The following is a 25762-nucleotide window of genomic DNA, read 5'->3' as shown; positions in this document are numbered from 1 at the left end:
TGCCCGCACATCGTGCTCCCGGTGCCTCTGTCCCGATGGTCGCACCATACGCCACGACGCAGAACACCGCAGCGGAACGTTGGCACCGAGAAATCTCATGTTACCAACCCCATCGAAAGCACCTTCGCCACCGTTCGCCACCGCACCATCCGATCGAAGGGCTGCCTGTCCAACAAGACGGCACTCGCGATGGTCTTCAAACTGCTCGAGGCCGCGCAGAGAAGCTGCCGTCGTCTCGATGGCCACAACCAGTTGCCAAAACTCGTTGTCGGTGTGACATTCAATGATGGGATCGAGGTCATCGCCAAGCCGACCGACCGTCAGCCCATAACCGCCCGCCTGACCGGCTCCGGCCGTCACCAAAATTTGGCGATAGCTCCAGCTCGACGGCGCCGGAGTAAACGCGGAAGTGCGGGCCCGTGCTCGGGGCGTTCTCGAAGCGCACCAGCTTGACGTTCAGCGTCAGCGTGCGGATCGAGCCGGTGAAGCCATTCTCGGTGGAGGTGAAGGTGCCGATGGTCGCCGTGGTCGTCGTCCTTTAGGGTTGCTCGGGTCGCGCCTGTCGCGACGTCGATAGCGGTCGACAGACTGGAGGCGATCGGCCCGCACCCGAAGGGCCGGAACGTCAGTGGGGGTGGCCGGCAGAGACCTTTTTTTGCGTCGCGAGGAATGCGGCGCAGCCGCAGAGGAAAAAAGCTGGCGACGGCCGTTGCGGGATCAAGATCGAGACGGCGCGATAGCGCCATCGCGCTTCAGTCAGACCAGCCACATCGAGGACGTGATCGGGGCGCCCCTCGGACAAACCGGCGACGACGTCTGCTCGCCTCCCGTGTCGGCCTCACCCCCGCCGCCGCCAGCTCCACGATGTCAAGGCCGCAAGCGTTCGCCGACGCCGCCGAATGGGCCGTAGCTGTCTGCAGGTTCGGAGAGCGCGGCAACGAGCGCCTGCGCAAACTACCAGGGCGAGTGGATGTGGATGCCGGTCCGATCGCCGAGCCACTTGCCGGCCTTCTCGGTTTCACGGGCTATGTTGCCGGGAGCCTCCTTGATGGTGTCGATCGGCTTCTCCCGCAGCTTGTTGATCTGGTCAACCGTCTGTTGTCCGACCCGGATGCCCGCCTTCACGGAGTCGTCGAGGAATTTCACGATCTCATTGTGCGGACCGATCTCCGCATTATCGACCAGAAGAGCGAGCTCCTGCTCCGGCGCGCACGGCGCCTCTTTCGATTGCTCACGCAGTGCGTCCGCAAGGGCGCTCCGATCGCTATCGGGGGGCCCGCCTGGCTGCGTATCGGAGCCGCTCATCGACAAGCGAGCCTGGATCCTGAGTCCGTCATTTTCCATGACCACGGATGTCGGCGACCACCGGATCTCGACTGCCGGCTTTGGCAAACGCAAACCCTCCGGCTTTCCCGTCGCATTTGGCTGCGGCGCACCTAACCCGTAAACCCGCGGCAGGCTGTCGACCAGGGAAACAGGTGATTGACGGCCACCGCCGACATTCCTCTTCACGCGCACGCCGATTCTACCGACCTTGACCCAGCCGACATTCACCAGCGCAGCCTGACTGTAAATGTCCGCCGCAATTCGCACGCATGACAACTCAGGTTGCAGGATGATGGCCGTTCCCTTCTGTGTTTCCTGTCTGCTGACAGCGATCTGCGACGAGAGAGTACCGCCGGTTGATCCTTCAATCGTCGTATCTCCTCCAACCCCGCCTCCAATTTTTCCGGTCGAGAGGTGGTAATGGATTGCCGCTCGCACTGCGGCCTGAACATCAACACTCACGGTCAGACCCTTATCTGGAGACCAGCTCGGTTGGGCGAAATTCGCGCTGAGCGTGCCTGAGACAAACTCGGCGTGCTGTGGCGTGACCTTGACGCCGGCGTCGCCGAGGAAGTCATCCTTTAGAACATTTCCCTCGGCGATCACGCCGTTGGCGCGTGTGGTGCTGATTGGGATAGCGAACTGACGACCCGAAACCGCCTTCGCGGCATCCAGCAACGGACGGACCGGCAACCGAACCTCGACGTCATTTCCCGCGACGTCGAAAGCGCCGAGAGTGGCGGCCAGTTGATTGCGCTTCAGGTCTATCGCGCTGCGCGCGGCCGCCCGGTCAACCGGCAGTGGGTCTGGAGTCTTGAACGTGACCTTGGCGCCTCCGAGCAGCCAAACCCCTGACGCCGTCATGAGAGGATAGGGTGCCTCGAACGAACCTTTAACGTCGGGGCCATCAAATTTGGCGTGGAGCTGATATCCGCCCTGAAAAGGAAAGACGAGGTCTTGGTCCACCGCCAGGTGCACCGGCAGCTTGAACTCTATCTTCAGCGGCGGCAGCGGAATCGCAAGCTGTTGGGCGAAGCGCTCGATGACGGCATGAGAGAGAACCTCCGAGGCAAGCTTGCCCGCCGCAACGTCGAAAAAATGCAGACCGGTAACCGGGGCAATGCGCGCTGGAACAATCTTCAGCACAGCCGGCGTGTCATTGGCGCCGACCGTGGGAAGAAACTCGGCGTCGACAGCAAACCGCACCGACGCGCCACTCCACCACGTTGAGCCTCCAGCAGGTCGAAACCCCACGGTTATTTCCAGGTGTGGACGAAGACGCGATGCCTCGGTTTCGACCTTGAGGCTATCAAGGCGCGCGACAAAGGCGCCTGCTGGAAGCGCGCCGTCGCTGTTCGCCACCTGAGAGCTAAATTCCGATCCGACGAGGAGTCGGGCCGCATCTCGAAGCGAGCCCGCCGGCAAGAACAGCCGCGTATCCCATGCCGCGGGCTGCGTCCCTGCCTGAACAATGTCCTGTGTGTAAGCGATCGCTTTCGCCTCCTCGTCCAGAGCCGCGTACTCCGCGACGCTGTGTAAGGACGAACGCCATGAAGCGATCGCCACACCTGCCAAGATAAGCAGAAACGCCAACAGGCCAGCCAAAGAACGCAGGCGCATGCCATCCTCCCCTCACAATGACGCGGTGCGCGTTCTTACGACCGGAAAGTCGCGCACCAATCTATCGCTACAGTACCATCTCCTGAACTCGAGCATGTGCGAAGCTCGACGAATTTTTGGATGCTTGGCTCATTTCGATAACGCTCGAGCCTGTGACCATTGCTTCGCGATTGCATAACTCATACGGATGCTGCCGATCAGGCAGATCAGATAGAGGTAAATCTGGAATGGTGGATAGATCCACGGCATATTATCGCTGATGTTCCCAACACAGTAGGTCGAGGCGGTGCCGATCATGAGGTACTCGGGATCGTAGAACTGCTTCCAGAAATATTGATTGCAGGCCGTCCCGTGGGGCACAACGTTCAGCAAATACTGAATGATGAAAAACACCGTACTCATGACCGGCACAAAAAACAGGGCCAAGACCGCAATACCGGGCCGCTTGAGCGAGGCAGGTAGCGAAGTCGCTTCGCTCAAGACGACGTCCCTCGCCACGCGCAGGCTGTCAGCTTCGATTTTCAGGCCAACGAGGAGGAAAACGACAAGCAGTGGTCCGAATATCACGATGATGCCAGGATTGATGTTGAGCGACAGGCCGAGAGCTGAAGCATTCCCGAGCTTTTCGCCAGTTCTGGTTAGGGCACAAAGAAAGATCAACAGCAGGCTTCGGTTACAGAACGCCCGAACAAAAGCAGCTTCGGCTGTAAGATAAGAAAGCATGCCACCCCTCCCCACCGCCACCGGGTCCAATTCTATTATGGCCTGAACGATATAGCACTCGCTGTCGCGTGTTGAGGAGATACTAGGCTGATCTATATCGACGGCACGCAATATTCGCATATGTGCGGCCACGGCACGATCGCAGTCGGCATGGCGACAGCGGTTGTCATCGACGCGCAGAAGATTGACGCTTTCGCGTGGCTCACGAATGAAAAGCTCGATGCAGGCGACACGAATACCCGCAAGACGTACATCCGCTAGATCGTTGAAGCGGTCGAAGTCGACGATCGGGCTATCCGGATTGTGGGCAGCAAGGACATCTTGCAGCCCGTGATTGCCGGCAAACAGAACCAGAACGGAAAAGTTCGCGGTTTTGTACGCAAATGGCGCGCCTGAGTGAATAAAAGTGCGAACACATATGTAATTGAAATTGCTATGTAATTTTTGGAGCGACTGCGCCCTCGCGTGCGCTAATCCTTTATCGCGAGCTTTCTTGTAGATTGTACGTCCGTTTTGTTAGTCTCGTTCGCCCTATGGATTCTGCGTGTTGCTTCCGCTGCGTTTGATTGGAAAGCGTCCCGAATTGGGGGCTGTTTTTTCGGAGCCGGCCATCGCGCGCCTTCGCCCCGCCCGGGGCGCGCGTGGACGGCCTAGACAGACCCGGGGACAGTTTTTTGGTGAGGTCGGAGCCGCTGTGTGACGATGTCCGCGTCACTTTAGGCGGAGAGCGCAACAAGGTGAGAGCGGGCAGGACGTTAGCAAGCTCCATGCCCGACCGTCGTTTGCGTATTGGAGAGCGAGTGCAACCCATCTGCGCCATTTGCGGCCGGGACATTGAGCCTGACAACGACTCCGAGGAGCACGTTCTTCCCGGCGCGATCGGCGGGCGCCAAACAGTTCGCGCATTCCTGCACGGTGACTGCAATAACCGCTCAGGTCACACTTGGGATGCGGCGCTTGAGAAGCAGCTTCGGCCTCTGGCTCTCCATTTCGGCGTAAAGCGTCAACGCGGACGCACTTTGCGCATGGCGGTCATCACCACTGCCGGTGAGAACCTCCTGCTGAATGCCGGCGGTCAGCTGGAAATGGCTCGGCCGGAGATCAATCGCACGCTGACCCCGAGCGGTGAGAGTATCCAGGTGAAGGCGGGGTCGGTCGCCCAAGCGCTCGATGTTCTGAATGGGATAAAGCGCAAATATCCGAAGTTGGACGTCGAAGCGGCCTTGGCCGGCGCCGAGACCCGACAATCATACGCGAATGGTGTGATGCGCATTGATCTGGACTTTGGGGGCCCATTGTCTGGCAGGTCTCTCGTCAAAAGTGCCTTGGCGCTGGCCCACAACGCCCATCTTCCTATCGATCTATGCCGCGATGCCTTGTCTTATCTACGCCAAGCCGATGCGGAGCCTTGCTTCGGATATTATTACGCCGATGATTTGGTGAGTGGCCGGCTACCGGGGACACCCCTACACTGCGTTGCGATTGATGCTAATCCAGAGACAGGTTTGATTCTTGGCTACGTAGAATACTTCGGCATCCATCGCGCCGTCATCTGCCTCGGTCGCAACTATTCCGGGGACCGCCGGACATCCGTCTACGCGTTAGATCCCCGCACCAGCGAGACCCTCAAAGTTGCGGTTCGCCTGGACTTCGACGTCGCGGATGTCCAGGCGATCTATAACTACGAGCGGGACGACGCGGAAAAGCGGCAAGAAGCCTTCGGCGCTGTGTTCGGACCAGCATTGGCAGCGCACCAAGCAGCCGAGCGTGACAGAGTGATCCGCGACAGCCTGAACTTCGCCTGGGCAAACTGCGGCGGCGTGCCGGATCAACCACTGACCGCGGAGCATTTGGAAAAGCTAAAGGAGCTGTTTGCCGATCGTGCGACGCCGTGGTGGAAGCATGTCACTGGGCTGAACGATACCGCCGCACGTCAACTTGCCCTTGCCTATATCAGCCATGTGCTGACGGTAGCGCAATCGCCTCCAGTTTAGTGTGGCGGGTGAGGTACGTAGGATCGCGGAGCGCTGCATTACCATGGCTTGCGTCAAGGGCCGTTTCCCGCCAGGGCGGAGCCCGTCCGAGGCGCCGCCTTCTGCGCCGTAGGACCTGACCGCGCGCCGAGGCGCGCGGGGACGCCCTTGTCGTCGTCACAACATAACCTGTGCGGATTATCCGGTGCCCGCCCCGCCGAGACAAACGTGTTCCGCGAAACCGTCTAAGCGCCTCGCGGTAGCGCCGGATCATCCAAACTACGCAGGCGCAATGTAATAGACGAACGCCTGTTTAGCCCATAAAGCTAAATAACATCAATATCTTATGATCAGACTTACGAACGGGGCGATTTCTTTTCGTCGGATACTAATTTGGTTCGCAGTCGCTTTGGCTGCGCCGGATGGCAAGGAGAAAATCGCCATGACTGAAGAACTGAAGGCCCTCAAGCAACGCCTGCCCGCCATGCGCCTCGATGAGCTCGACAAGCTCGCCGAAGCCCTGAAGACGCTGAAAGTTGCGGTTGCGACCGAACAGCGCAAGAAGCGCGGGCAGCGTGGCGGGGGCGTATTGGGTGTAAACGGCCAGATAAGCCGCTTCTAGGCCTTGTTGCGGGCGGTCACTGCGAGATGCAGTGGCCGCCGTTTTTGCGCTGACCCGGGTCTATGCCTACCGATTTGCCTATCTGCGCATGCGCGACGCAAAGCGATGCAGATCGACGCGGTCACTATCCATCATGACGAACCCATAAGCCGGATAGTCAGGGACATTAGTTTTCGACACGCGCTGGTCGTCGATCTGCGTGAGGATATAGGCGAATGCGGGATTGAAGCGGCGGAGCGGCCATCCAGATTCTTCATGGAGCGCGGTCGCACCGATGAAATCCTTCTTGTCCTTTACTAAATCCACGAGCGTCGCGGCATCGACGGCTGGATCTGTCTGAAGTGCATAAGGATCGAACGTGAAGTACAGGTTGGGAGTCGTGGTGATGCGCGGGAGGCGCGGGCCGATGTACGACGTCGTGTTCACGAAGTCGTCCCTTGCGAGCTCGGCGACCGCAAAACCAAGTTCATCAATCGTGACGTTCGGAAATGCCGCGATCAACTCGTCTTCAGGTACAAAATCGCTGTAGCCATGCGTAGATTCCTTAGACGCCCACAAGCCTATCTTGATAGCCAGCGGGCTGAGTTCACCAATTCTCAACGGGGCAGACTCCCTGGCCGCGAGCGCAACCACCGGACTGCTCGCCACGTTCTCGACTGGCGGCTGCGCGCCATTCGCCAGCCAGCCATCGATGCCGTTGACGACCGTCTGGGCTATCTCCGCGAATTGAAGAATATCATCGCCGACCAGCGGGACCGTCTCGCCCACACGGGCATCGGCCGCGTGCTCGGCAAAGGCGGCATCCGCGACGCCAAGATTATGCCCGATGACATGACGCTTCTGAATATTTAGCGTGAGTACCGCCAACTCGTCCGGCGACAGGGCGCCATACGGATCGAACGCAAACTCACCAAAACGCTTCCGCCCGCGCTCGATGTTCTGAAAGGCATTTCCGACTGGCTTCACCTCGGGCGAGCCTTCCGGACGCGTCGCCACGTTATGATGATAGATCGTCTTCAGCGTGGCCTCGAAAGCGGTCAGTACATCCTCGTGCGCGTTGCCCAGCAATCGATACGCTAATTCGCTCTGATCTTCGCCAAGGCTGTCAGCCAGCTTCACTTGCTCGCGGACCAGCGCAGCCTCGCGGGCGAAGTGGAGATGGATATTCGGTGCGCCGCAATCGGGACAGAAGAGCGAGATGGCGAATACGCCATAGTCCCGTCCGCACTCGTCGCAAACCAGTTCGCGCAAAAGATCGCTGCGCGCGAAGCGCGGAACGGGTTTGGCGACCGGCCGCAGCCCCGTCTCGACCTTAATGAATTTGCTGCTCGAAAATTTCCTTCCGATATCCGCAAACATGTCATGGAATTGCGCAGCAGCGTCGGCACGAAACGCGTGCTCCACCAGCTTTAAGGCAGCGGCGCGATCGTCGGGGTGAGTAAAGTCATCATCCTCTGCGACAATGCCGCTGTAAGGACAGACCGTCTCCGGAAAACCTGGCTGGTGCGTCATCCTCGGCGTCATGTTTTCAGGCAACGGAAAGCCGTCGACCCGCTGCCCGAGCACAAAATGGCGCGGATGCGCATTTTCATTGGGCGAGTATCGATAGACCCGACCGTCAGGCGTTTGAGGTAGCGGGATGCTTAGCTGAAGCGTGCTGCCCGTCTTCCCGGTCTGATATTTTTCAAGGTTGCGAAATCGCATACGCAAAAACTTCTCCCGGCACGCCGGCGGGCCTACTGATTCGCATCCAGAATCCCGCGCTTTCCCGGCCCTGGAGTCAATGGCAGATATCGGCAGTGGCGGTCATGGCTCAGCGCACCCGCTGCGATGGGGTGACCGGTCATGCGCAAGCCCAGGCCGGTTTGCAGCCAAGGGCTATCCATCCGCTGCAATAACAAGAGGCAGCCTCGAAAATTAGTCTTCCGGACCCGCGAGCGCTATTCTCTACTGTCTGACCGATGCCTTTTTGAACCCTTATGGACGATCCCAGTCAAACAGCAGATCTTTCGCGCGAGCAGCAGGACACGACAGCCCTGGTTCGACGACTGCTCGGCAAGCGAATCGCAGACCGCTATGTCGATTTCTGCCGGCTCGCGGCTGGCGGCTTGCCCTTGCGCGTTTCTGCCCCGCTGGCCGCGCACGCCCTACGCGAGCTCGAATCTATTCTGCGGCAGACGCTCGATGTCCCGATGGATGTAGCCATTCAGCCGACGGAAGAAGAGCTCAAAAAATTGGAGGCGGCAAAAACGGCACTGCGGACGCTTGGATATGGAGACGACCTTGTGCTGCGCGCCTCAGGCCAATTGAGGCCGCGCCTCACAAGGAAGAAATAGAGAAAATCGTCACGCGCCTCGACCTCGCACCGGACGGCGATATCGCGCGGGCATGGAAATCCATCTCGCAAGCCCACGGGCAGGCCCATGGGGGGCGCGCGCTGCACCACTCCACGACGGTCGATGACGCTTTTCGCGCCGCGTGGCAGGCACCGATCGATGTGGTGCTTCGCGGCTTGATGATTGCTCTCCAAGGAAAGATGCCGCTTTCATGCACAGGATTGACCAACTGGTGGCGATGCCGAACCGAAGCGCTGCGGTCACCAGCTTTTCCAAGGAGATTCCAGGCGCGCTGCCGTTGCTGTGGCATTTCTTCAACGAGCTCGAAACGCCGGACTGGCTCCCGCAACTCATGCAGCGAAATCTGCTGACTGGGCCTTCGTCCGAGGAAGACGAGACTTCCGGCAACAGCCTCCGGTTGCGCCAGTGGCCGGCAAGCCGCTACTTGCTTCGCATGGCCAAGACAGCCGACGATGCTGGCCGGGCGCAAGTCGCTGAAGCGCTCAAAGGCGTCGCACGTTCCACCCATCCGGATGTGCAACTGGCGGGTATGGCAATCCTGGCCGCCCTTCCTGCCGCTGAAGCCGCGTCTCTCGTTGACGTCGCCGAGGGGTGGCTGACGCCAAAGGCGCGCTTTATCATGGCGCAGAGCCCTTACGATCTGATCCGCAATCTCGCGACGGACGGCCAGGGCGATGCGGCGCTACGGATCGCGCGGGCGCTATTTCAGGTTTTTTCCGAGAATGGCCGGCTCGCCACGCTGTTCAGCCGGCACATGTACGAGCATTTTCTGCCAGAGACCGTCCGCGCCATTGCTCCCGTTTGCAAACTGGAAGCCGTGCATTTGCTCGCTTGGCTGCTCGATCAAGCGCTCCGAGCGTCAGGTAAAGTGTCGAACGAGCCCCCGCACGACTACAGTTACTACCTGTCTGGCGGCGTGACGGAGCACGGCGTGAAGCACGACGTCATCGATGCTCTCGTCGGTGAGTTGACCCGTGCCGCCAAGCTTGTAACCGAAATCGAGCCGTCAAACACAGCCAATGTGGTAGCCTGCATCAAAGGCTATGGATGGAAACTTTTCATCCGCATCGCACTGCACGTGCTCTCGTTCGGGCCCGGCTCGGCGCCAGAGACCGCGCAAGCGCTTCTGGCGGACAAGGAGCTCATCGACGCCACGTGGGCGCGACTGGAGTACGGGGAACTCGCGCGCAGTTGGTTTCCATCGCTATCACCCAAGATACAATCGGATATCCTCGCTTTCGTCGATGCTGTACCTGAGCGCTTCCGTGAACCAATGAACAAGCGCTTCGAGGAAGTCGAGAAGCGACCGCCGACGGCCGAAGAGCAGAATGTGCGCGACGCCTCTATCGTCAGGGACATCATCTGGCATTGGCGCGACGTGGTGCCCGAGGAGCGGCGGCTGGCCGCCGAAAAGCTTGGCGACCCGGATGCATGGCGGCGTAAGTTTGACGAGCCCGATGTGAGCCCGTTGACTGCACCTGATTTCTCTTCGCGTCCGATCGAAGAGATCGTGGCGTTTCTTCAGACATGGCGACCAACTGCGGAAGAAAAACGCGAAACGACGACCGCGCTTGCTCAGCAACTGCGCGAGGCGGTCAATGCCGACCCGCTCCGCTATTCCACAGATGCAGCAACGTTTGCGAGCCTGGCTCCAATCTATGTGCGACGGCTGCTTGAAGGACTTTCACTTGCTTCAAACAATGGAAACAGCATCGCGTGGGCTGGTGTGCTCAACCTCGTTGAGGCGATCACATATTCAGATTCCCGGTCTGGCGCAAATGGCATGGAAGGCGACGATCCCGACTGGTCCTGGGCCCGCAAGGCTGCCATCGACGTGCTTACGTCCGGCCTCGGGCGGGGCAACGAAGGAATCGCCGCCGCCGACGCGTCGCGTGTTCAAAGTCTCATTCTGGCGCTTTACCGCAGCGCGCCGCGCAAACCGGATTCCGATGACTTCGAAGAGAGCTATCGCCAGTTCCCGCATCACGGTGCGCGATCGACGTCACGCGGCGCTGCCGTGCAGCTCCTCATGTACTTCCTGTTCTGGATGAGCAAAGTCGATGAAGCCGCTATCGGCAAACCGCCGCGCGGCATGATTGAGAAGCTGCCGGCAGTTAGGCGGGTCCTGGAAGCAGAGCTGGCCGGTATGTCGGCCGATGGCCGCATTCCACGCGCCATTCTCGGGCGGTTTCTCCAATGGCTCTTCTTTTTCGATGAAGACTGGCTCAAGCGACACCTCGAAACGCTTTTTCCGGAGAAGTCGCGTACGCTAAGCGACGCGGCATGGCATGCGCATCTTAGCGCCGACAATAGCCCGGTGAGTGTCCTCGCTTGCGCGATGCAGCGCTGCTACGAGACCGAGATTGATGCGCTAAACGATCCTGGCTACGCCCGCGACCAGCGGCATGTTGACGACCGGCTCGCCGAGTATCTTGTCATTCTCTACATCGGCGATGCCTTGCCCGACGCGTTGTTTGAGCGCTTCTGGAATACGGCGCCTTCGCGTGCGCTTCAGCACGCCATGTGGTTTCTGGGCGAGCAGCTCGAACTGCCGCCGAAGAATTTGCCCGAGCCGCTTCGCGCGCGTGCGGTGTCGTACTGGGAGAGGCGCCTTGCCGCGGCAGAAGCGTCATCCACACCCGACAGCTTCCGCGACGAAATCGGCGCGCTCGGACAATTCTTTTTCAGGAAGGGCATCTCCGATGAATGGCTTATCGGCCAAATTGCCGCCGCGGCTGAGGCCGGCTTTGCACCAAGCGATCCCTACAGTGTTCTCGACCGGCTGGCAAAGGCCTCGCCCAAGCTCCCGGATTGTGCAGCGCGTGCGCTTGCCGCCCTCATCAAATGCAAGCATGCCGACGCGTGGACGTATATGACGCAGGGAGCCAGCATGCGGGCCATCTTCGTCAACGGCCTCGCGGTGAATGCGCCCGAGATCACAAACCTCATCATACAGGCGATCAATTACCTCGCTTCCATCGGTGACACGGGATATCTGGATCTCTTGCCGAAGCGTTCGTGAAAAGCAACGTTAGCCTAATACTTGATCAGGCTGAGCTAAAGGCTCAGGCTCATTTCCCGGCAATTCCGCCGGCAGTTTGAGCGGCGTCGACCAGCGAAGCCGTTGCTGGACGCAGATTTCGGAACCGATGGTTCAAGATAGTGGACGGCATGTACAGCCGCACCGAAGGCGAGCCGGTCAGCGCGTGCGTTGTCCTACCGGCCTGCTTCGCTTCCAGGCTATCAGCAAGATGGCCATTCCGCGCTATGAGCGCCGAAGCGCATTCTTCTCTTCTGGAATCGTATTGTATTGGCGCGCGGGCGGTAGCGTTCTCGCCATCGCGCCGAAACTCAGCCACACAGATAAATCATCCGACTTCCTTTGACTTACTGCGATGAAGCCTCAGAGGATCACCGTATACGTGCATGGCCAAAGCCTTAGCTGGCTCAGCACCGAGTGCCTTTGCAACATGTTGGTTTGCTAGGAAGTTTGCTTCAATCAAAGTCATACCGGTCATCCAGTTAGCAAGGAATGTTGGCAGCCACTGGTAGGTAACAACAGAATCCAATGGCCAAGGCGATGCCACGACCGCTGAACAACCCTGATCGAGAATGGCCTTCGCCAGTCCTGTCGTGGTGACAGCGTCCGGCACCTTATCCGCCCGCCCACCACTGCAAACGAAGAGAACGACAACACCGACATTACGGAGTGACGCTGCAAGTTCCCGGCCGGTCGTGACAAGGCGACCTTCATCGCTGACCCTCTGGAAAAAACGTCCATCAAGACCAAGTCCTCCGTGGGCCGTGACTATGACAAGCTCTGATTCTGCGAGATTTCTTGGAATGACTGGCCCGGTATCAAGTCCGATCCCGTGTTTCTCTAGCGCCTCGCTTATTCGCGCCGCGATTGCAACGAAGGTCTCGCCAAGCCTATCTTCTTGAGAAATCCAGGCGACCATTCGACCATTTGTAGCGGGTGGATTTGCACGCGCGGCCTTTAGCCAAGAAAGCGAAGGCGCAGAAGCCATCGGTCGTTTCTGGCCCGCAAAGTCGTCACCTATCCGAATAATATTACTGGGCAGTTGTTGCAACTCTGCATCGGCAACAACGACGACGGGGCCGTCTGGCATGTCAGTAACGCGGAGACGATCGGTAGTGTTGTAAAATAGATTGACTGTCTTTTCGTCGATCCCGTAGCGAAAAGGAAACTCACTGGTCCAATCACGATAATCACTGACGGAGAAAACATCGCTCGCTTCCTTCGTAACGCTTTCATGCCCATCAACCCAGTCGATACGTGTTAAACGTTGCTCGGTATCAGTTCCTAACAAGACAACCGATATACCTTCCTGAGAGACGCCTCTCGCGATATCCGCTGCATCCTCGATCTTCTCCAGTCCGGGAAGTGGTTTGGACGTGATTTGCCAACCTGGCGCCGGGATCGCTCTGTCGGTGAGCATTTCCACGGCGAATGTCGATATGACCCCATCCTCTATCGCCGCGTCCGTGGCTAACAGACGATGTGCCGCGATTGCAGTAAAACGCGCATCGAAGCCACTGTCGTCCGCATAGCGTGCGCTTTCGATATTTCGATGGATCTTTCAGGATGCCGTTTGCATCAGGTTGGTTCGACGAAAGACTACGGGCTATCGCTGCGACGGGTTGACTTGCCTTCGGCAAAAGCTTCTCGAATAAACCGACAACAGATTTCGAGATCTCCACGTTCGCTAACCGCGACCAGGCTATCAATTGTCCCAGTAAGATCGTTGCTGGATCGACGATCGATAGCTTGTTGGCCAGCCTGTGCCGCCCGGTCTAGAAGGCCAGGAAGTCTCGCCTCAAGATCGTCGGGCTTCTTTATTGCTTCTGTCACATCCAAAGACAACGACATAAACTCATGGCGATGCGCATTAGCCTTGGCCAATCCCATGCGCTCTAACACTTCACCTCCCTTGGCGTGAATTTGCCGGGCCGTCGGTATCAAACCAATGTCTCTCAACAGACGTACCAACCCGTTGATTTCGTGCCACGCCTCCTCGCTGGTCACAGTTGTATCGCCGGCGACGGCGCACGCGAACGCGATCAAGCTTTCAAGTTTGTTTCCCAACCGTTGGTAGATATCGGCTACGGCAAACCAGCTCATTCGCATCCGGGCTGAGGTGTTTTGACCCAACCTCAGTGCTTGCTCGGCCATGTCTCGCGCAAGTTGAACGCGCCCAGCCGTTGCATAAGCGCCGGCCGCGACGCGGATCATCGGAAGGTCGTAACTTTGCGACGCTGTGTGGACGTTAATCCCGATGCCAAGGCCCACCCACATCATCATTTGATTGACGTCAGCATCGTCTTGAATGTGACCGCTTGTATGTTGAATCATCTGCATGACCGCGGGCGCCAGCTTATCCGCCGGCTCAGTTAGCAACTCTTTTGGCAGCACGATACGGTCGAGAGAGATCGGCGATTGTTCGGATAGCCATCGGAAAACCTGCTTGAGTGCGTCATTTTTGTCGAGAACTCTTCAGCAGAAAAGCCTTGCTCATCGTCGTCATCGATCAGATCGAGCGGCCGTCCTAGGAAATCGAGCACTATAGCTGCGACCAACGCTATGCCTAGAGTACCGGTGACGTCGACAGCAAACGCGTGCGGGTATGCGTGTCGGTCGTATTGCTCGCTAGATATTCGATGACGCGGGCAATCGGGGACTTGAGTTCTTCGGACGAAACCCGAAGCTGGCCGTTTTCGTCACGATCGAGCGCCAACTCTTCAACCACGTCAATAACCGATCGCGCTGTGATTGCCGACACAATCGGTCGACGCGTTGCAATATCCAGTGCGTGGATCGGCAAGCAGCGCAGCCGCGCATCGCGTGTCAAGATAGCATTGATGTGCTGGACTTGGTCTTCGAAGCGTTTCGACAAACCCGCTTCGATCGCGGCCATAGTCAGGAATTCCTTGTTTGGGCAGCAATGCGGAAAGTGCGGTAAAAAGATCGCTTGTTCGCGCGTTGCCTTGGTTCGTCGCCAAAGCCCAAGACCATCGTAGTCTCCTGCACGGCCAAGCTGCCTCCAGGCCCGCTCCACTAGGATCGCGTGTTCCGAGAATAATGTTTCAAGACGAGCGGCCGCTTGTGCTTCAAGATCCGGCTCCGAGATTTTGGCGGCCGTATCGACTGCAAGGGCAAGCTCTTCCACGTTGTTAAGACCATTGATCGCAGGCTCCAGGAATTTGGCAGCTAATAAGATCGCCCCAGCGTCAGCTGCAATGCGAGCCAACTTCGCCAGCACGAATGAATCAGTGGCAGTGATGGGGTATTTCTCGATCTCTTCGAGAGCTTGGCCATGCAAGCCGCCTCGATGAAACACTTGAACGCGCTGGAAGGCCTTTTCTTCCTGGCTCAAATCGAGCGCTTCAATATCGCGGATGACCACACCGATACGCCCTCCTGCAATGAGCTGATCCCACCTAGCGATGTTGTCGCCGAGGATCGATTCCGTGCTATCGGGCATTTCGCCAGCAAGGAGGCCAACATTGTCGAGCGATTTCAAGATTTCGATGTTAGCTGATCGTCTCGGGACGAGCTCGCCCGTATCGAGCACGATGTAGCAACTCATACTCGTCGCTATCGTAAGCAAATCCGAACACAGAGATTGAACCTGCGGAACCCAGAAATCCTCCGGTAGGCTTGTTCCGGAAGATACCGCTTCGACTTTCTGGTTTCTAAATTCAGCGGCATCAAAGACAATGATCGCGCATTTCTCCGGAACGAGCGCATCTATAACTGACTGAGATCGCAAGTCGGACAGTTCGACAAATCGAAACCGTTGGTCAGGATGGTTGGCTTCGGGCGGACGTAGTTCGCCCTTCTCAATTCCGGCATCCAGCTGCGCCTTCAAATGCTCTAACCGCCGGCCAGACCCGGGGGGTGCGATCACAATGATCTGGCTCAATAGCGACTTTTTATGCTCATCGTAAAACGAGAGAAGAAGAAGAATAATCTTACCGACACGCGAGATTATTGATCCGCCGCCGATGCAGAATATGTCTCTGCCACCAAAACCTAATCCGTTTTGCCGAAAGAAGTGTTCGAGAGAGATGTCGGCAGAATTACTTTCTTGATTTTCGATATCTTCGCTCATCTGGCATCGGCTCCATAGATTTCATTGCGGCCGTGCCATTTATTTGCTTATGCACGATCTCGCCGCTGAAAGGGGTTGCTAGCTGTAGTAAACAGCACCGTTGATTGCTTTTGAGCCCGCAGACGAGCGTTTGGTGACTTCGTCGCTTACATGAACAGCCGATACGGATAGACGTTGCGCGGTAAGTCCGGGACGTTCGCGATCGTTCGCGCGAGCCGTTGCGAGTATCGGATGCTGACTGGCACCGGGTCGTAGAGAGCGTCATTATTCCAATCCATCTTTGTCAATGCCAGCGCCTCGTGAGCCGTCAATTCAAGCGGCCCTCTGCCCGCATGACGGATCAGCTGTAGCGGTCGCGGGATGCTCTTCTTACCCTGATAATAATCGCCCTTGGTCGAGACCTCTGGCGCATTGCCGGCAACCCAGACGAGTGCAGAATTGCCGGAACGAATGACCATCGTTCCGCGAGGCACCGGGTAGCCCGACGGCTTGCTCGGTGGTCGTTGTACGCCCGTCTCAATCAGCCAGACGCCACGCCAGCAGGATGCCGAACTGACCTCGACGCACTCGATCTCCGCGACACCAGCCAGCGCATCGAACGCGCCTTCGATCTCGCTGTCCTTGAAGGCCGTAGTTTTGTGTATGACCATCCGCTTAGGCAGATTGCCTCCATTACGCCCTTGGTAAAGTGATAGGCTACGAGCGAGAACGGCGCGCATATCGTCGCGGCTTAGAAACGGATTTCTGCGCGCTTCGATGACATCGGCAACAGGGTCTTGGGCCTCGAAGGCCACGAATTGCATGCCGCCGCCGTCCATGTCGAACACCTGCGAGCAACACGTCACATAATGCGCGTCCCGCTGGTCGCCGCGGAGAGCGTAAGCAAGCCCGATATAGGCTGTGTCTGGAGGCACGCCTTTCAACGGAGCTAGTTTCCACGGCGTGCCGGCGGCCTTAACGTAAAGTGCGGTTGCCAATCGCCATGCAAGCGACGCTTTGTGCGTGAATGTAAAAGCCCGGTCGTTCAACACCTGCGTCGGAATATTATACTTAGCGCCTAGTGCCTTAAGCGAGTCATGGGCGTCAAAATATTTACCGCGTGTGGCCGTGTTCCAGCTGTCCGGAAAGTGGACAAGTACAACGTCAAATTCATTGCGAACCAAATCGAGACGCCGAAGCGCGGCCTCCATTGCGAGAAAGAGCCTCGCTTGAGCATCGCCCTCACCGGGCAGTTCGTGCAGATGCTCGGGCCATTTGATGTGAGCGTCGCGCGGTGCCGCGTCGAGCGCGACATGGAACAGTCGCTCGAACCCTGGATAGTGCGGGACATATTCAGACCTGTCGGTCGGGCGATGCGCGTTGCGCAGCGACAACATCAACTCACCACGTCGCTTGAAGGCGCTGTCCGGGCCCACGGTTGCGATCCTGATGCGCGAAGTGAAGCTGCCGAACGACCCCTTCGAATAGGGTCCGAAATTCGCAAGCCCGCGAAGCGGATGAACATCGACATGCGTTGCGTCAGAGGGCGAAAAGCACAGGTCCGGCTCGTCCAGCAGCGTGAACGGAGGAAGCTTTGTTAAAAGGGCTGGACTGCTCATCACGTAGTCCTATCGAAATAGACGTGGTGATGGCCGGGGCGGCTCCAGCCCGTGATAGATGAGACCTCGAACACGGCATCGATTCCGGTTCCATCTTCCAGCCCAAATGCGCGCTTCGTCCCGCCACTGGTGTTACTGAGCAGCTGTGCCCACTCCGAAATGATACTCGCCCAGTTCCTGTTGTACCGCTGTGCCCAGCGTTCCCGGCGCCAGTCGCCTGCCGGATCGCCACCCCGGTCAGGACGCGCACCCATAGGATCCGCGTCGGGAAATTCCGTATGATCTGGATTGCCATGCTGGGGGATTTCTGGCCGCGGAATATGGACGAAGGTGTAGGGCTCGAAACCGCACCACCATCGCCCATTGACGAGTTCTAGCTTCAAGAAAAGACCTTCCTGAAATGAAAAACCGAGACCGGGAACAATGCCCGTGAGGTCGCTCTTGTAGGCGTTTCGAAGGTTGGACAGCAGCTGTGCATTCCGGCGCGCTCGTTCAGGATCGTCTCCCTCGCGTGGTGACGCTATGACGACGGAATGTCCGGCGCGCTTGTAGCGCGGAATTAGCGGAAGGCGGCGCGCCAAACCTCTGACCAGCGCGTCATATAAAAGACCCATGGCCCAACTGTCGGCGATCGGATCGAGCTCGACTTCGCCGCCTAGCGTTGCTCCAAGCGGCTCAAGCGCATCGAGCATGTCTTGATCCCTGCCAAAAACGGCCAGTTCTCGCCCCTGCGCCGCAACTATCGCTTTGACGCCGTTCTCCTTCAACATCTCCCGGACGACAGGCGAGGTCGTATGCTGCGCGAGTTTCACACGACGGGCGGTACGCGGCATGTTTTCGATTAGTAGCGAGGAATAGCGCAGGACTGGAAAGGCCCGGGCGTCGATGATAGGCAATTGCACCGCCACCAAGCGCGGTGTCGGGCGCGCTTCCATCACTCGATCGAAGAGTGGTTGGGGAAGATCGGTCGTCTTGATAATTTCGGCCGCAAGTTCATCAAAGGTTGCACACTCGACAATTGCCACGTCCACACCGGCCGTCTGCGCCCGGCTTAGGAATTCAGTGACAGCGGGCAGCAAGCGCGAAGCTGACGAAGTGAGCCAATACAATCCGTTGGGAAATGGCGACGGCGCGTCGAGAACCGTGTTCAAGGCTTCCATGATCGAGGCGTCGCGTCCGCTATACCCGACGAAGATCAATCCGAACCGTTTACCAGCTTCCACCAGCACATGCCGCATACGGGCGTCCTGGTTCTCCAATTCCGATCCAGTATTCTTGATTGCGATCGATTGATAATCGCCGTGGAGCTTCGCGACCAACGGCCAATCGGATTCATTGAGACACCGCATGGCGCGGTCGGCGGAATCGATAGCCGCCACCGTGGGGCGGTTTTGGTCGTCATTTGGGAGAATTGCATTTGCCGAAAGCGCCGACTCCTCGATGAGCGGATCGAAGTTCGTTGTGAAAACGCAGTTGATTTTGCCGGCCGCCATCAGGCTTCCAAGCACCTTGTGTCCGAAGCTTGGCGTGCCCCGAGAAATCGAATCGTCGATGTATTGCCTGCGATGGCGGGGCTCCGGATAGACCGCTTCGAAGGCTTTCGCATATTCCGTCGGGTCACCGTCAGGCGGCAACAGCGAGGTTCGTCGGAAGAAGGCGTCGATTCGCTCGATCCAGATTGGATCTCCCGTATCGATCTCACGCTTCGACAGGTTGTTCTCACGACAGAAGATTTGCGCCTTGAAATCCTGGATCATGGCATAGCCTGTCGGAATGCCGGAGGCGGCCGATGCACCAGCGCCGAGGAACCACGCCACCAGGTTTGGCCTGAGATCGAAGGCGGTCGCGAGTTGCGCGGCGGAGATGGATTTAAATGGCTTGATGGTGTTATTCCTTCAACCGATCCCGAAATACGCTCATTGATTCTAAGATGGCAAGTGGCTGTAAAGTCATTCCCTTTAAACTACTTTTGTATCTTATTCGCATACCTACCTTATTCGTCAACACCATTCGCAGCCCAATTTTATTGCTTGAACGGGGCTCCGCGGCTTCACATTCTCGCTTGCATTGTTGACAGCTCGGCCCAGTTCATCAGAAATTATTGGCAGAGCTAACAGCAAACTGACAATCAGCTCCGATCCTCGCGAAGGGAGCCGAACATGTCGGACACGCTCCGCTCGCTGGCGCGTTCGTCACGCCATCGCTCCTTATATTCGTCCTGCATGTGGTCGGCATAGGCGTCCTCATGCTCCTCGAATTCGCCTTTCGCCTCTTCCACTCGTGTCAGTAGCGAAGACACATCAACCCCGAGCTGGTCGCGGAAGAGCTCTAGATCCTCAACGAGACCGTCGAACTGTTCACGCGAGCGGCATTCGCGCAGCTCGTCCTGAAACGTTCCTGCGCAATATGCGTCGAATGCCGCACGGGCTGGCGAAAGCGCGGCATCGGCATCGGCGTCGGAGGTGTCGATCACACCGATCAGCTCGCGCAACTCGTCAGAGCGACACCCATCTTGAACGTCTTCGAGCAAAGCGGCTTTGATCGCGGCCGTCATGGCATCCAAAGTGACGGGATCGACAGAGCGCGCGCCATCGAGCGCGCGAAGCGCGTCAACGCCGTCATTGATGTCGGGCCGCTCGGTGATCCACTCTTGTTGGAGACGCGCGAAAAGCGGCGCGATGAGGGACGCGATCGAGGACGACCCAAGCCGATCTGCCATGTCGATGACGACCGTCAATCGCCGTTCGAATGTCGGACCTCGGTAGCCGACCGCGCCCTTACCCATGTCAATGCGGCGGCCTTCGGTCATGCGTTGCGCGAGCGAGGCGGCAATCGGGCCGTCGTTGTGCCGAAAAGCCTCCAGGACGGCGCCGCTGCTCTGCGCTTTCGCAAAGGTCCACACATGTTCGATCTGATCGAAATTGTGAGCTGCGGCCACCACGTCGATCGCATTCTCCGGGGTTCGACGGACAATTGCGTTCAAGAGGTCGAGAACGGACGGGTCGATGACCTCGACGCCGTGCGTGCCGAACGGCTTGATGAAGGTGCCGGCGATTTCTCGTAGGGCCGACTTGAAGTCCTCCGGTCGCGTCGCGAACCCGTAACGCTTGGCGCGGTGCTCGTGCAGCTTTATGAAAGCCGGCTTCAGCGCGACTCCCGCCGCCTTGCCGCCCATGGAGAAAAGAACCAGCAACATGGACCGTCCGGCGTCGGTGACTTCCTGTTCATAGGCATGACGCCAGATTTCGGAAGGATCGCGCAGCAGATTGTCGATGAATGTCTGATAGTCGCGGACGGCGACGCTGCGAATCCTGCGGAAGCTGGACAACCATTCGATTAGACGCGGATTGAACTTTTCGTGCTTGATGATGCGAAGATAACAGTCGTCCCGAAGAAGCTCATCCTGATATTCTTCCGGCAGGTCGCTGAAATACAGGTGGTTGTAGAGGATGCGGGCCTTCTGCGCGAAGGAGTAGTCTGGCATACGCAGGTAGACACGCAGATCGTCGATGTCGGAGTGGCGCAACCGCTCCGACTTATCCATCGCAAGCGAGTAGATGTGCTCGCGCGTCGTGAGAACCATTCTCGCTGTTTGCGTCGAGCGCACCATCGCGATGAATTCGAGGAGGGCTTTGTCGCTGGTGCTCGTGAGCGCGGACGACCTGTCGCCGAGGAAGGTCGATCCCATAAAGTCATCAAAATAGAAAATCTGTGGCGTGCCGGGCTGAAAGAGCGAGAGGCCTTCTTCAATGTCGCGCTGGATCACCACGGCCTGGAAGCCGCGCGCAAGGTGTTCGTAGAGCAGGAGATTGGCCAGTGTGGTTTTGCCGACGCCGGGCGGCCCTGCCACTACGACGACGCGCTGCTCATTGATCATCTTTTGCGCTTGTGGATACGCACCACTCTGAACGTATCGTCGGGCCTCGTCGTGAACCTGACGGGCCTTGAATTCGCTTCGCGTGACTGCGGCATTGTGCAGGACGCGGTCGAGAACGGCGCGGCTGGCGAGCCAAAGCTTGTAGTGTTTGCCTTCGATCTCGGGGTGCTGGCCGAGCAGATTGTTCAGACCTTCCTGACCGATAACGTCGCTTGGCGTCAGCAGGTCGGCTCCAATGAGCGCGACGATGGCATCCTTGTTAACTGCCGATAGCGGAACCGACGTGACCAGAACATAGCGGGTCGGTTTTAGGCGGCGGACCTTCGCTGCTTCTTTGGACAACTCCCTCATCAGCCCCGCAAGCCCGGTTCTGACGAAGTGCTTCACTTGAACGATGATCTTGCCGGTGCCGACTGCATATCGCAGATCGATTCCGCCGTCCTTACCGGACTTGAAGCTTTCGATCGTGACACCCCAATGCGCCTGCAGCAGGTCGCGCGCGAGGATCTCGAGGTCATCTGGCGAGAGCTGGTGAAAGTCGTAGTCAGCCATTGTGGTCTCGTCATGCCTTTAGGCGCGCTGTCGCACACGGTGCGCGACCTGGATCTCGAAGACAGCCGTCGCACGGGTTTGCAGATATTGGCGGAACGTCTGGAAAATCGGCTTCGTGCCGCTCTCGTATTCCAGTGTCAGGATGAGAGCGAACGGGACGCCCTCAGTGGGATAGGTTGCCTCGGCGCGCGTAAGGCTCGAGATTTCCAGACGCCAGTTTGCGCTGGTGCCCTTGCCGTCGAGATTGGCCACGTATTTTTTAGTCGGCCACCATTTGAGGCCGTGGTCGATCAGGGCGCGTTCACGCACAGTCAGGCCGCTCGTCTGCGGCAATCCGAGCATCGTCGTCTGGTCGGAGAAGGAAGGCTGAACTAAATAGACCAATTTGACCTAGCTCCAACTTGTCTAACGACTGTGTAGGTTCTCGTTAACACCAGAGCCATCTCTCCACGACGCGAACGAAATAAGAACAGCTATTGCAGGTTGTTGTTGTTGGCGGAGCAAAAACTGACTTGCGAATGATTCGCAACTGTCGTGCATCCGGTGATGCACAGGTGTGCCCAGAACAATATGTACCTTTTCGTATGAAAAGAGAGCATTTTGTAGCTGCTAGGGTTTGCTCGGTTTCCTCCAGGTGGGACGTTGGATTATCCGGGAAAGGGTCCTTGCCCGCCACGTCGCGGCTCTCAAGACCATCAACGGCCTGACGTGGAGCGGCATTGCTTCGCTGTTGGTTCGCGCCGGCGCGCGTCGATCCGACGGAAAGCTCATTTCCGCCGATCAGATCAGGGTCGGATATGCCAGGGCGTCACGCTCGGTCAATACCGCGCCCAAGCCCATCGACACCGCCGAACCCGCCTCCAAGCTAGTCGCGCGTCAAAAGCCGGTCGCCTCGGCCAATTCGCGTTCTGGGGCCGCCAGATCCGAACCGATCACTGGGTTTGACACTGCGGTTTCCGGAGGCGAGCCCGGGGAAGTCATTTCAAAGGAAGACGTGTCGAACGGCGAACTGGCGGCAGCCCTCGATCGCCTCAACAAAATCAAATAAGACCACGCCAGGGAACACGATGTCGTTCAGCACGCTTAAGAGAATCTAACAAACGGAACAAGAAATCTACGACATGTTGCCGGAAGATTATTTTCCGGCCCGTCTGGATGACGGTAACCAGTCGCCGGTTCTCTACCCGAGCGATGTAGCGTATCAAATTACGGTATATTATGATAGCACGCTCGCCTTCAGCGACGTCGATCTAGCACGGATATTAGCGATATCCCGCGCACAATACCCGGATCGTACCGTTCATTTGCAGCCTTTGAATCCGGCATTGCTCGAATACTTTAGCTTGTCGCCTTTCGCTGAAATGGAACAACGATTCAAAGATCGGGGGTACGTCGCCGACGTCGAGGGACGCTTGTTCCGTAAGGGAAGCATTCCTTACACCGACTTTGTCAGGCGCAACCTTGCCGCTCTTCAAGCAAACGTCATGGCAATGGCGGCGCTTCTGCACGCCAATCCTCAAGGCTTGATAATTCCACCCGAGCCGGATGACGAGTTGCGAAAGAAAGCCGTTTATCAAGCGATGGGTCCGATTATCGGCAACAAGACCTTCCAACGGGACGAAGGTCAGCCGGATCAAGCCGTGATTTATCCATTGGTCGAACATCAAGGCTTGCTGCTCGGCTGCACGGACTTCAGCCAACGGCGTCGCATTCATTGGGCGCGCGAAATGACGCCCGCCAAGGCCGTCGAACATGGAGAGCGGCGATATTCTCGTGAAAAGCTATTTAGCATCTCGACGGAAGAGACCAAAGCTCAGCTTTTATTCGAAGCAGCGAACGCGCAACATTTGTTTTCACCGCAGTTGCTTGATCCGGCTGCCATCCCGGTCGCGACCAGCCCGACCATGATCCTTGCTTGGTATAGTCAGGCCATCGCCGCCATGCGCAAGGTATGTTGGTTGGTCGCAACCAAGCAGGAAGCCAGCGTCGTCGCGCAATCCCTCTACGAAGAAGCCAAGCTTCATGGAAAAGCGATCGGCAATCCGCGACTGCCTCGAAATCGCAGGACGTGGGAAGACCTCATCGTGGACCTCGTCGACCGGCGAAATGAGTTGATCGCCGAACAATGTCCGCCTGTGCTGGCCGCAAACGGGATGACGTATGAGGTTTCCCGGCGAAACGAGATTTTGGCAGCGTTAATGGGCGCGACCTATGATTCGCAGGTCGACTGCCCGGATAGCCCCTTTGAAAACCCATCAAGGTTCATCCGCCACTTGGCTGATTGGATCGGGCAGCTGAAACGTAAACGGACCGCCACGCTCAACGCGTGGACGGCCGACGGCATCATCGAAATGTGGGATAACAACCAGCAACTCGAGCCGTTGCTCCTCAGCCAATTTCCGCGCGCAACATGGGCGGCGTTGGTCGAGGTCTCAGAGGCGGTGACCCGCGGTCAACGGCCGGACGTCGAGGTTAGCTATACCTGGACGACGGATCTCGCGCGACCTTACGGCTGCGAAGAAGCCGGCAATCAGATTGCTCTTGAGGGACCGTTGCTTTGCTATCCAGCGCTGGAAGCAGATAAATGGAGGGAGAACGCGCAAGTAATGCTCGGGCTGCGCGGGTTTGAATTGAAGCGGAACTAAATTTGGCGAGGTCGTCGCCTTCGGTCGACGCCCGCGGTCGGGCGGTGTACCCGCGCAAGCAAGCAAAGCCGTCCGCACGCGCGCTCCCAAATAGCGCCGTGAGGAATTCCCTCCGAGAAGCCTATCAGGGCTGCCCGTTTTGAGCCGATCGCGTCCATGACTGCGCGGACGTCGTCAATTCGCTCTTCGAGCGAAGGAATGTCTGCTAATCGGTCGGACATGCCCTGTCCTCGCTTGTCGAAAGTGACGACACGCGCGAATTTCGTCAGCCGGCGCAGGAAACGAGTATAACCCGGCAGCTCGTGCTGAAAATCAAATGTGCGAGATGATGCCCGGCACCAGAAGGACATCGACTGGTCCATCGCCCATTACCTGATAGGCGATACTGAAGTCCCCACTCTGGGCGTACTGTGTTTCGGGGAGTTCCGATGCGTTCATTGCTACCCCACGCGACTTGCCGACGCGTATTATTGGAGACTTATGCCGGAAAATGAATCGAGTACGAGTTCCTTCTTGGACTAGCATTACAGTTGCTGTTTTGCTTTGAGATGCGCGCGCTGAGCGGCAGCCTGGTGGGCTCTGCGCCAGAATGACCATGCGATGACATGCGCGGGTTGGATCCGCTTTCGAGCAAGCCTGATGGCGATGCGGCGGATTTCCTGGATTGACCAACGGATCAGCGGCGGCGTGGGTGTGCTTTGGCTTTTGCCGGGTGGCGGCGTTTTGTTTTTTTGGGCGGTGGCGGATTGGCGCGATGGCGGATCGCCGCCATCATGGCGAAGGCGAGCATCACCAGGGAGACGTGGCGATGCCAGCCATGCCAGGACCTGCTTTCGTTGTGATCGAGCCCGAATTCGTTTTTCGCGGTTTCGAAACTGTCCTCGATCGCCCACCGATGGCCTTCGACCGCCACCAGCGTTTCGATGGACGTTCCCGCTGGACACCAGGTGGTGAAGAAGGCGAGATCGCCATCAGCGATATGGCGACGGATCAGCAGACCGCGCGTCCACAGACCTTGATTTGCAGTGTTGGATTCGTCGACCTCGAGATCGGCCAGTTCGAGATAACACCAGTCATGCAGCCTCGGTCCTTTGGTTCCGGCTCCCGCCGACAATCGCTTCCAGTCGGACGGGCGCCGCGTCCGGGCGATGTCTTCGGCCTTGCCGGAGACCGGCTGTCGCTTGCCCCAGGATCGGAAGACATGAGAGCTGCTGACACCGAGCACATAGCCTTTGCGTGCCCGCCGTAGCTGCTGTTCGATATCGCCAACACCGTAGACCGTGTCACCGGCAACCCACTTGAATGGTACAGACGCGGCTATCGCACGTGCGATCAT

At 58.1% G+C, this 25762-nt stretch carries 18 protein-coding genes and 2 pseudogenes; 7 read left to right on the top strand and 13 right to left on the bottom strand.

The annotated features are described in order from the left end of the window. Window positions 1–102: 102 nt before the first annotated feature. A pseudogene (locus IVA75_RS34605) lies at window positions 103–324 on the top strand (IS256 family transposase); the annotation flags it as partial. 55 nt (window positions 325–379) lie between these two features. On the opposite strand, the pseudogene IVA75_RS34600 reads toward IVA75_RS34605, so the two are convergent. The 3 genes and pseudogenes from IVA75_RS34600 to IVA75_RS34590 form a co-directional block, all read right to left on the bottom strand. After that, window positions 380–517 (bottom strand): annotated as a pseudogene (locus IVA75_RS34600) (DUF736 family protein); the annotation flags it as partial. 437 nt (window positions 518–954) lie between these two features. After that, a complete protein-coding gene (locus IVA75_RS34595; RefSeq protein WP_247282798.1) occupies window positions 955–2946 on the bottom strand; it encodes a hypothetical protein in 1992 nt (663 codons plus the stop codon). Between the two features lie 129 nt (window positions 2947–3075). Further along, window positions 3076–3669 (bottom strand): hypothetical protein, encoded by a 594-nt coding sequence (locus IVA75_RS34590; protein WP_247282797.1) that lies wholly within the window; start codon window positions 3667–3669, stop codon window positions 3076–3078. Between the two features lie 800 nt (window positions 3670–4469). Here IVA75_RS34590 and IVA75_RS34585 point away from each other — a divergent pair. Next, a complete protein-coding gene (locus IVA75_RS34585) occupies window positions 4470–5663 on the top strand; it encodes an HNH endonuclease (protein ID WP_247282796.1) in 1194 nt (397 codons plus the stop codon). Window positions 5664–6084: 421 nt separating this feature from the next. Continuing rightward, window positions 6085–6264: a hypothetical protein gene (locus IVA75_RS34580; RefSeq protein WP_247282795.1), complete on the top strand. Its 180-nt coding sequence runs from the start codon at window positions 6085–6087 to the stop codon at window positions 6262–6264. Between the two features lie 78 nt (window positions 6265–6342). Here the strand turns inward: IVA75_RS34580 and IVA75_RS34575 are convergent, their stop codons facing one another. Then, window positions 6343–7968: a hypothetical protein gene (locus IVA75_RS34575; protein WP_247282794.1), complete on the bottom strand. Its 1626-nt coding sequence runs from the start codon at window positions 7966–7968 to the stop codon at window positions 6343–6345. Between the two features lie 275 nt (window positions 7969–8243). Between IVA75_RS34575 and IVA75_RS34570 the strand changes: the two genes are divergently transcribed. Together IVA75_RS34570 and IVA75_RS34565 are read left to right on the top strand one after the other, a co-directional pair. Further along, a complete protein-coding gene (locus IVA75_RS34570; protein WP_247282793.1) occupies window positions 8244–8600 on the top strand; it encodes a hypothetical protein in 357 nt (118 codons plus the stop codon). A gap of 211 nt (window positions 8601–8811) precedes the next feature. Next, window positions 8812–11643, top strand: a complete 2832-nt coding sequence (locus tag IVA75_RS34565) for a hypothetical protein (protein WP_247282792.1) — start codon at window positions 8812–8814, stop codon at window positions 11641–11643. Window positions 11644–11989: 346 nt separating this feature from the next. Here IVA75_RS34565 and IVA75_RS34560 read toward each other — a convergent pair whose 3' ends face one another. The 7 genes from IVA75_RS34560 to IVA75_RS34530 form a co-directional block, all read right to left on the bottom strand. Beyond that, window positions 11990–13081, bottom strand: a complete 1092-nt coding sequence (locus IVA75_RS34560) for a CHAT domain-containing protein (protein ID WP_247282799.1) — start codon at window positions 13079–13081, stop codon at window positions 11990–11992. A 179-nt stretch (window positions 13082–13260) separates the two neighbouring features. Next, a complete protein-coding gene (locus tag IVA75_RS34555) occupies window positions 13261–14001 on the bottom strand; it encodes a hypothetical protein (protein WP_247282791.1) in 741 nt (246 codons plus the stop codon). A 226-nt stretch (window positions 14002–14227) separates the two neighbouring features. Beyond that, window positions 14228–15754: a hypothetical protein gene (locus IVA75_RS34550; RefSeq protein ID WP_247282790.1), complete on the bottom strand. Its 1527-nt coding sequence runs from the start codon at window positions 15752–15754 to the stop codon at window positions 14228–14230. A gap of 146 nt (window positions 15755–15900) precedes the next feature. Beyond that, window positions 15901–17352: a nuclease PIN gene (locus IVA75_RS34545; protein ID WP_247282789.1), complete on the bottom strand. Its 1452-nt coding sequence runs from the start codon at window positions 17350–17352 to the stop codon at window positions 15901–15903. Then, window positions 17352–19169 carry an SIR2 family protein gene (locus IVA75_RS34540; protein ID WP_247282788.1) on the bottom strand — a complete coding sequence of 606 codons (1818 nt, stop codon included), beginning with the start codon at window positions 19167–19169 and terminating at the stop codon, window positions 17352–17354. The genes IVA75_RS34545 and IVA75_RS34540 overlap by 1 nt, the downstream gene beginning before the upstream one ends. A 311-nt stretch (window positions 19170–19480) precedes the next feature. Continuing rightward, entirely contained in the window at window positions 19481–21781 is a 2301-nt protein-coding gene (locus tag IVA75_RS34535) for a restriction endonuclease (RefSeq protein WP_247282787.1), read from the bottom strand. 18 nt (window positions 21782–21799) lie between these two features. Further along, window positions 21800–22165 (bottom strand): hypothetical protein, encoded by a 366-nt coding sequence (locus tag IVA75_RS34530; RefSeq protein WP_247282786.1) that lies wholly within the window; start codon window positions 22163–22165, stop codon window positions 21800–21802. 232 nt (window positions 22166–22397) lie between these two features. On the opposite strand from IVA75_RS34530, the gene IVA75_RS34525 reads away from it, so the two are divergent. Further along, window positions 22398–22829, top strand: coding sequence for a hypothetical protein (locus IVA75_RS34525; protein ID WP_247282785.1), 432 nt, complete (start codon window positions 22398–22400; stop codon window positions 22827–22829). Window positions 22830–22902: 73 nt separating this feature from the next. Beyond that, window positions 22903–24426, top strand: a complete 1524-nt coding sequence (locus IVA75_RS34520) for a hypothetical protein (RefSeq protein WP_247282784.1) — start codon at window positions 22903–22905, stop codon at window positions 24424–24426. Here IVA75_RS34520 and IVA75_RS34515 read toward each other — a convergent pair. Both IVA75_RS34515 and IVA75_RS34510 read right to left on the bottom strand, forming a co-directional pair. Next, on the bottom strand, window positions 24423–24788 hold the full coding sequence (locus tag IVA75_RS34515) for an alpha/beta hydrolase (protein ID WP_247282783.1): 366 nt from the start codon (window positions 24786–24788) through the stop codon (window positions 24423–24425). The genes IVA75_RS34520 and IVA75_RS34515 overlap by 4 nt on opposite strands. Window positions 24789–25102: 314 nt before the next feature. Beyond that, window positions 25103–25762 (bottom strand): IS701 family transposase (locus IVA75_RS34510; protein WP_247359319.1); only part of this gene is annotated, 660 nt, incomplete at its 5' end.

It is taken from the genome of Bradyrhizobium sp. 134, assembly GCF_023074155.1.
Classification (GTDB): Bacteria; Pseudomonadota; Alphaproteobacteria; order Rhizobiales; family Xanthobacteraceae; genus Bradyrhizobium.
The sequence above is the reverse complement of the archived record's forward strand: the minus strand, read 5'-3'. Positions and strand labels throughout refer to the sequence as shown.

Coding starts and splice junctions, on each gene's coding strand:
- IVA75_RS34595 (WP_247282798.1), bottom strand. CDS start 2,946: ATGCGCCTGCGTTCTTTGGCTGGCCTGTTGGCGTTTCTGCTTATCTTG.
- IVA75_RS34590 (WP_247282797.1), bottom strand. CDS start 3,669: ATGCTTTCTTATCTTACAGCCGAAGCTGCTTTTGTTCGGGCGTTCTGT.
- IVA75_RS34580 (WP_247282795.1), top strand. CDS start 6,085: ATGACTGAAGAACTGAAGGCCCTCAAGCAACGCCTGCCCGCCATGCGC.
- IVA75_RS34575 (WP_247282794.1), bottom strand. CDS start 7,968: ATGCGATTTCGCAACCTTGAAAAATATCAGACCGGGAAGACGGGCAGC.
- IVA75_RS34570 (WP_247282793.1), top strand. CDS start 8,244: ATGGACGATCCCAGTCAAACAGCAGATCTTTCGCGCGAGCAGCAGGAC.
- IVA75_RS34565 (WP_247282792.1), top strand. CDS start 8,812: ATGCACAGGATTGACCAACTGGTGGCGATGCCGAACCGAAGCGCTGCG.
- IVA75_RS34560 (WP_247282799.1), bottom strand. CDS start 13,081: ATGCTCACCGACAGAGCGATCCCGGCGCCAGGTTGGCAAATCACGTCC.
- IVA75_RS34555 (WP_247282791.1), bottom strand. CDS start 14,001: ATGCAGATGATTCAACATACAAGCGGTCACATTCAAGACGATGCTGAC.
- IVA75_RS34550 (WP_247282790.1), bottom strand. CDS start 15,754: ATGAGCGAAGATATCGAAAATCAAGAAAGTAATTCTGCCGACATCTCT.
- IVA75_RS34545 (WP_247282789.1), bottom strand. CDS start 17,352: ATGAGCAGTCCAGCCCTTTTAACAAAGCTTCCTCCGTTCACGCTGCTG.
- IVA75_RS34535 (WP_247282787.1), bottom strand. CDS start 21,781: ATGGCTGACTACGACTTTCACCAGCTCTCGCCAGATGACCTCGAGATC.
- IVA75_RS34520 (WP_247282784.1), top strand. CDS start 22,903: ATGTTGCCGGAAGATTATTTTCCGGCCCGTCTGGATGACGGTAACCAG.
- IVA75_RS34515 (WP_247282783.1), bottom strand. CDS start 24,788: ATGGACCAGTCGATGTCCTTCTGGTGCCGGGCATCATCTCGCACATTT.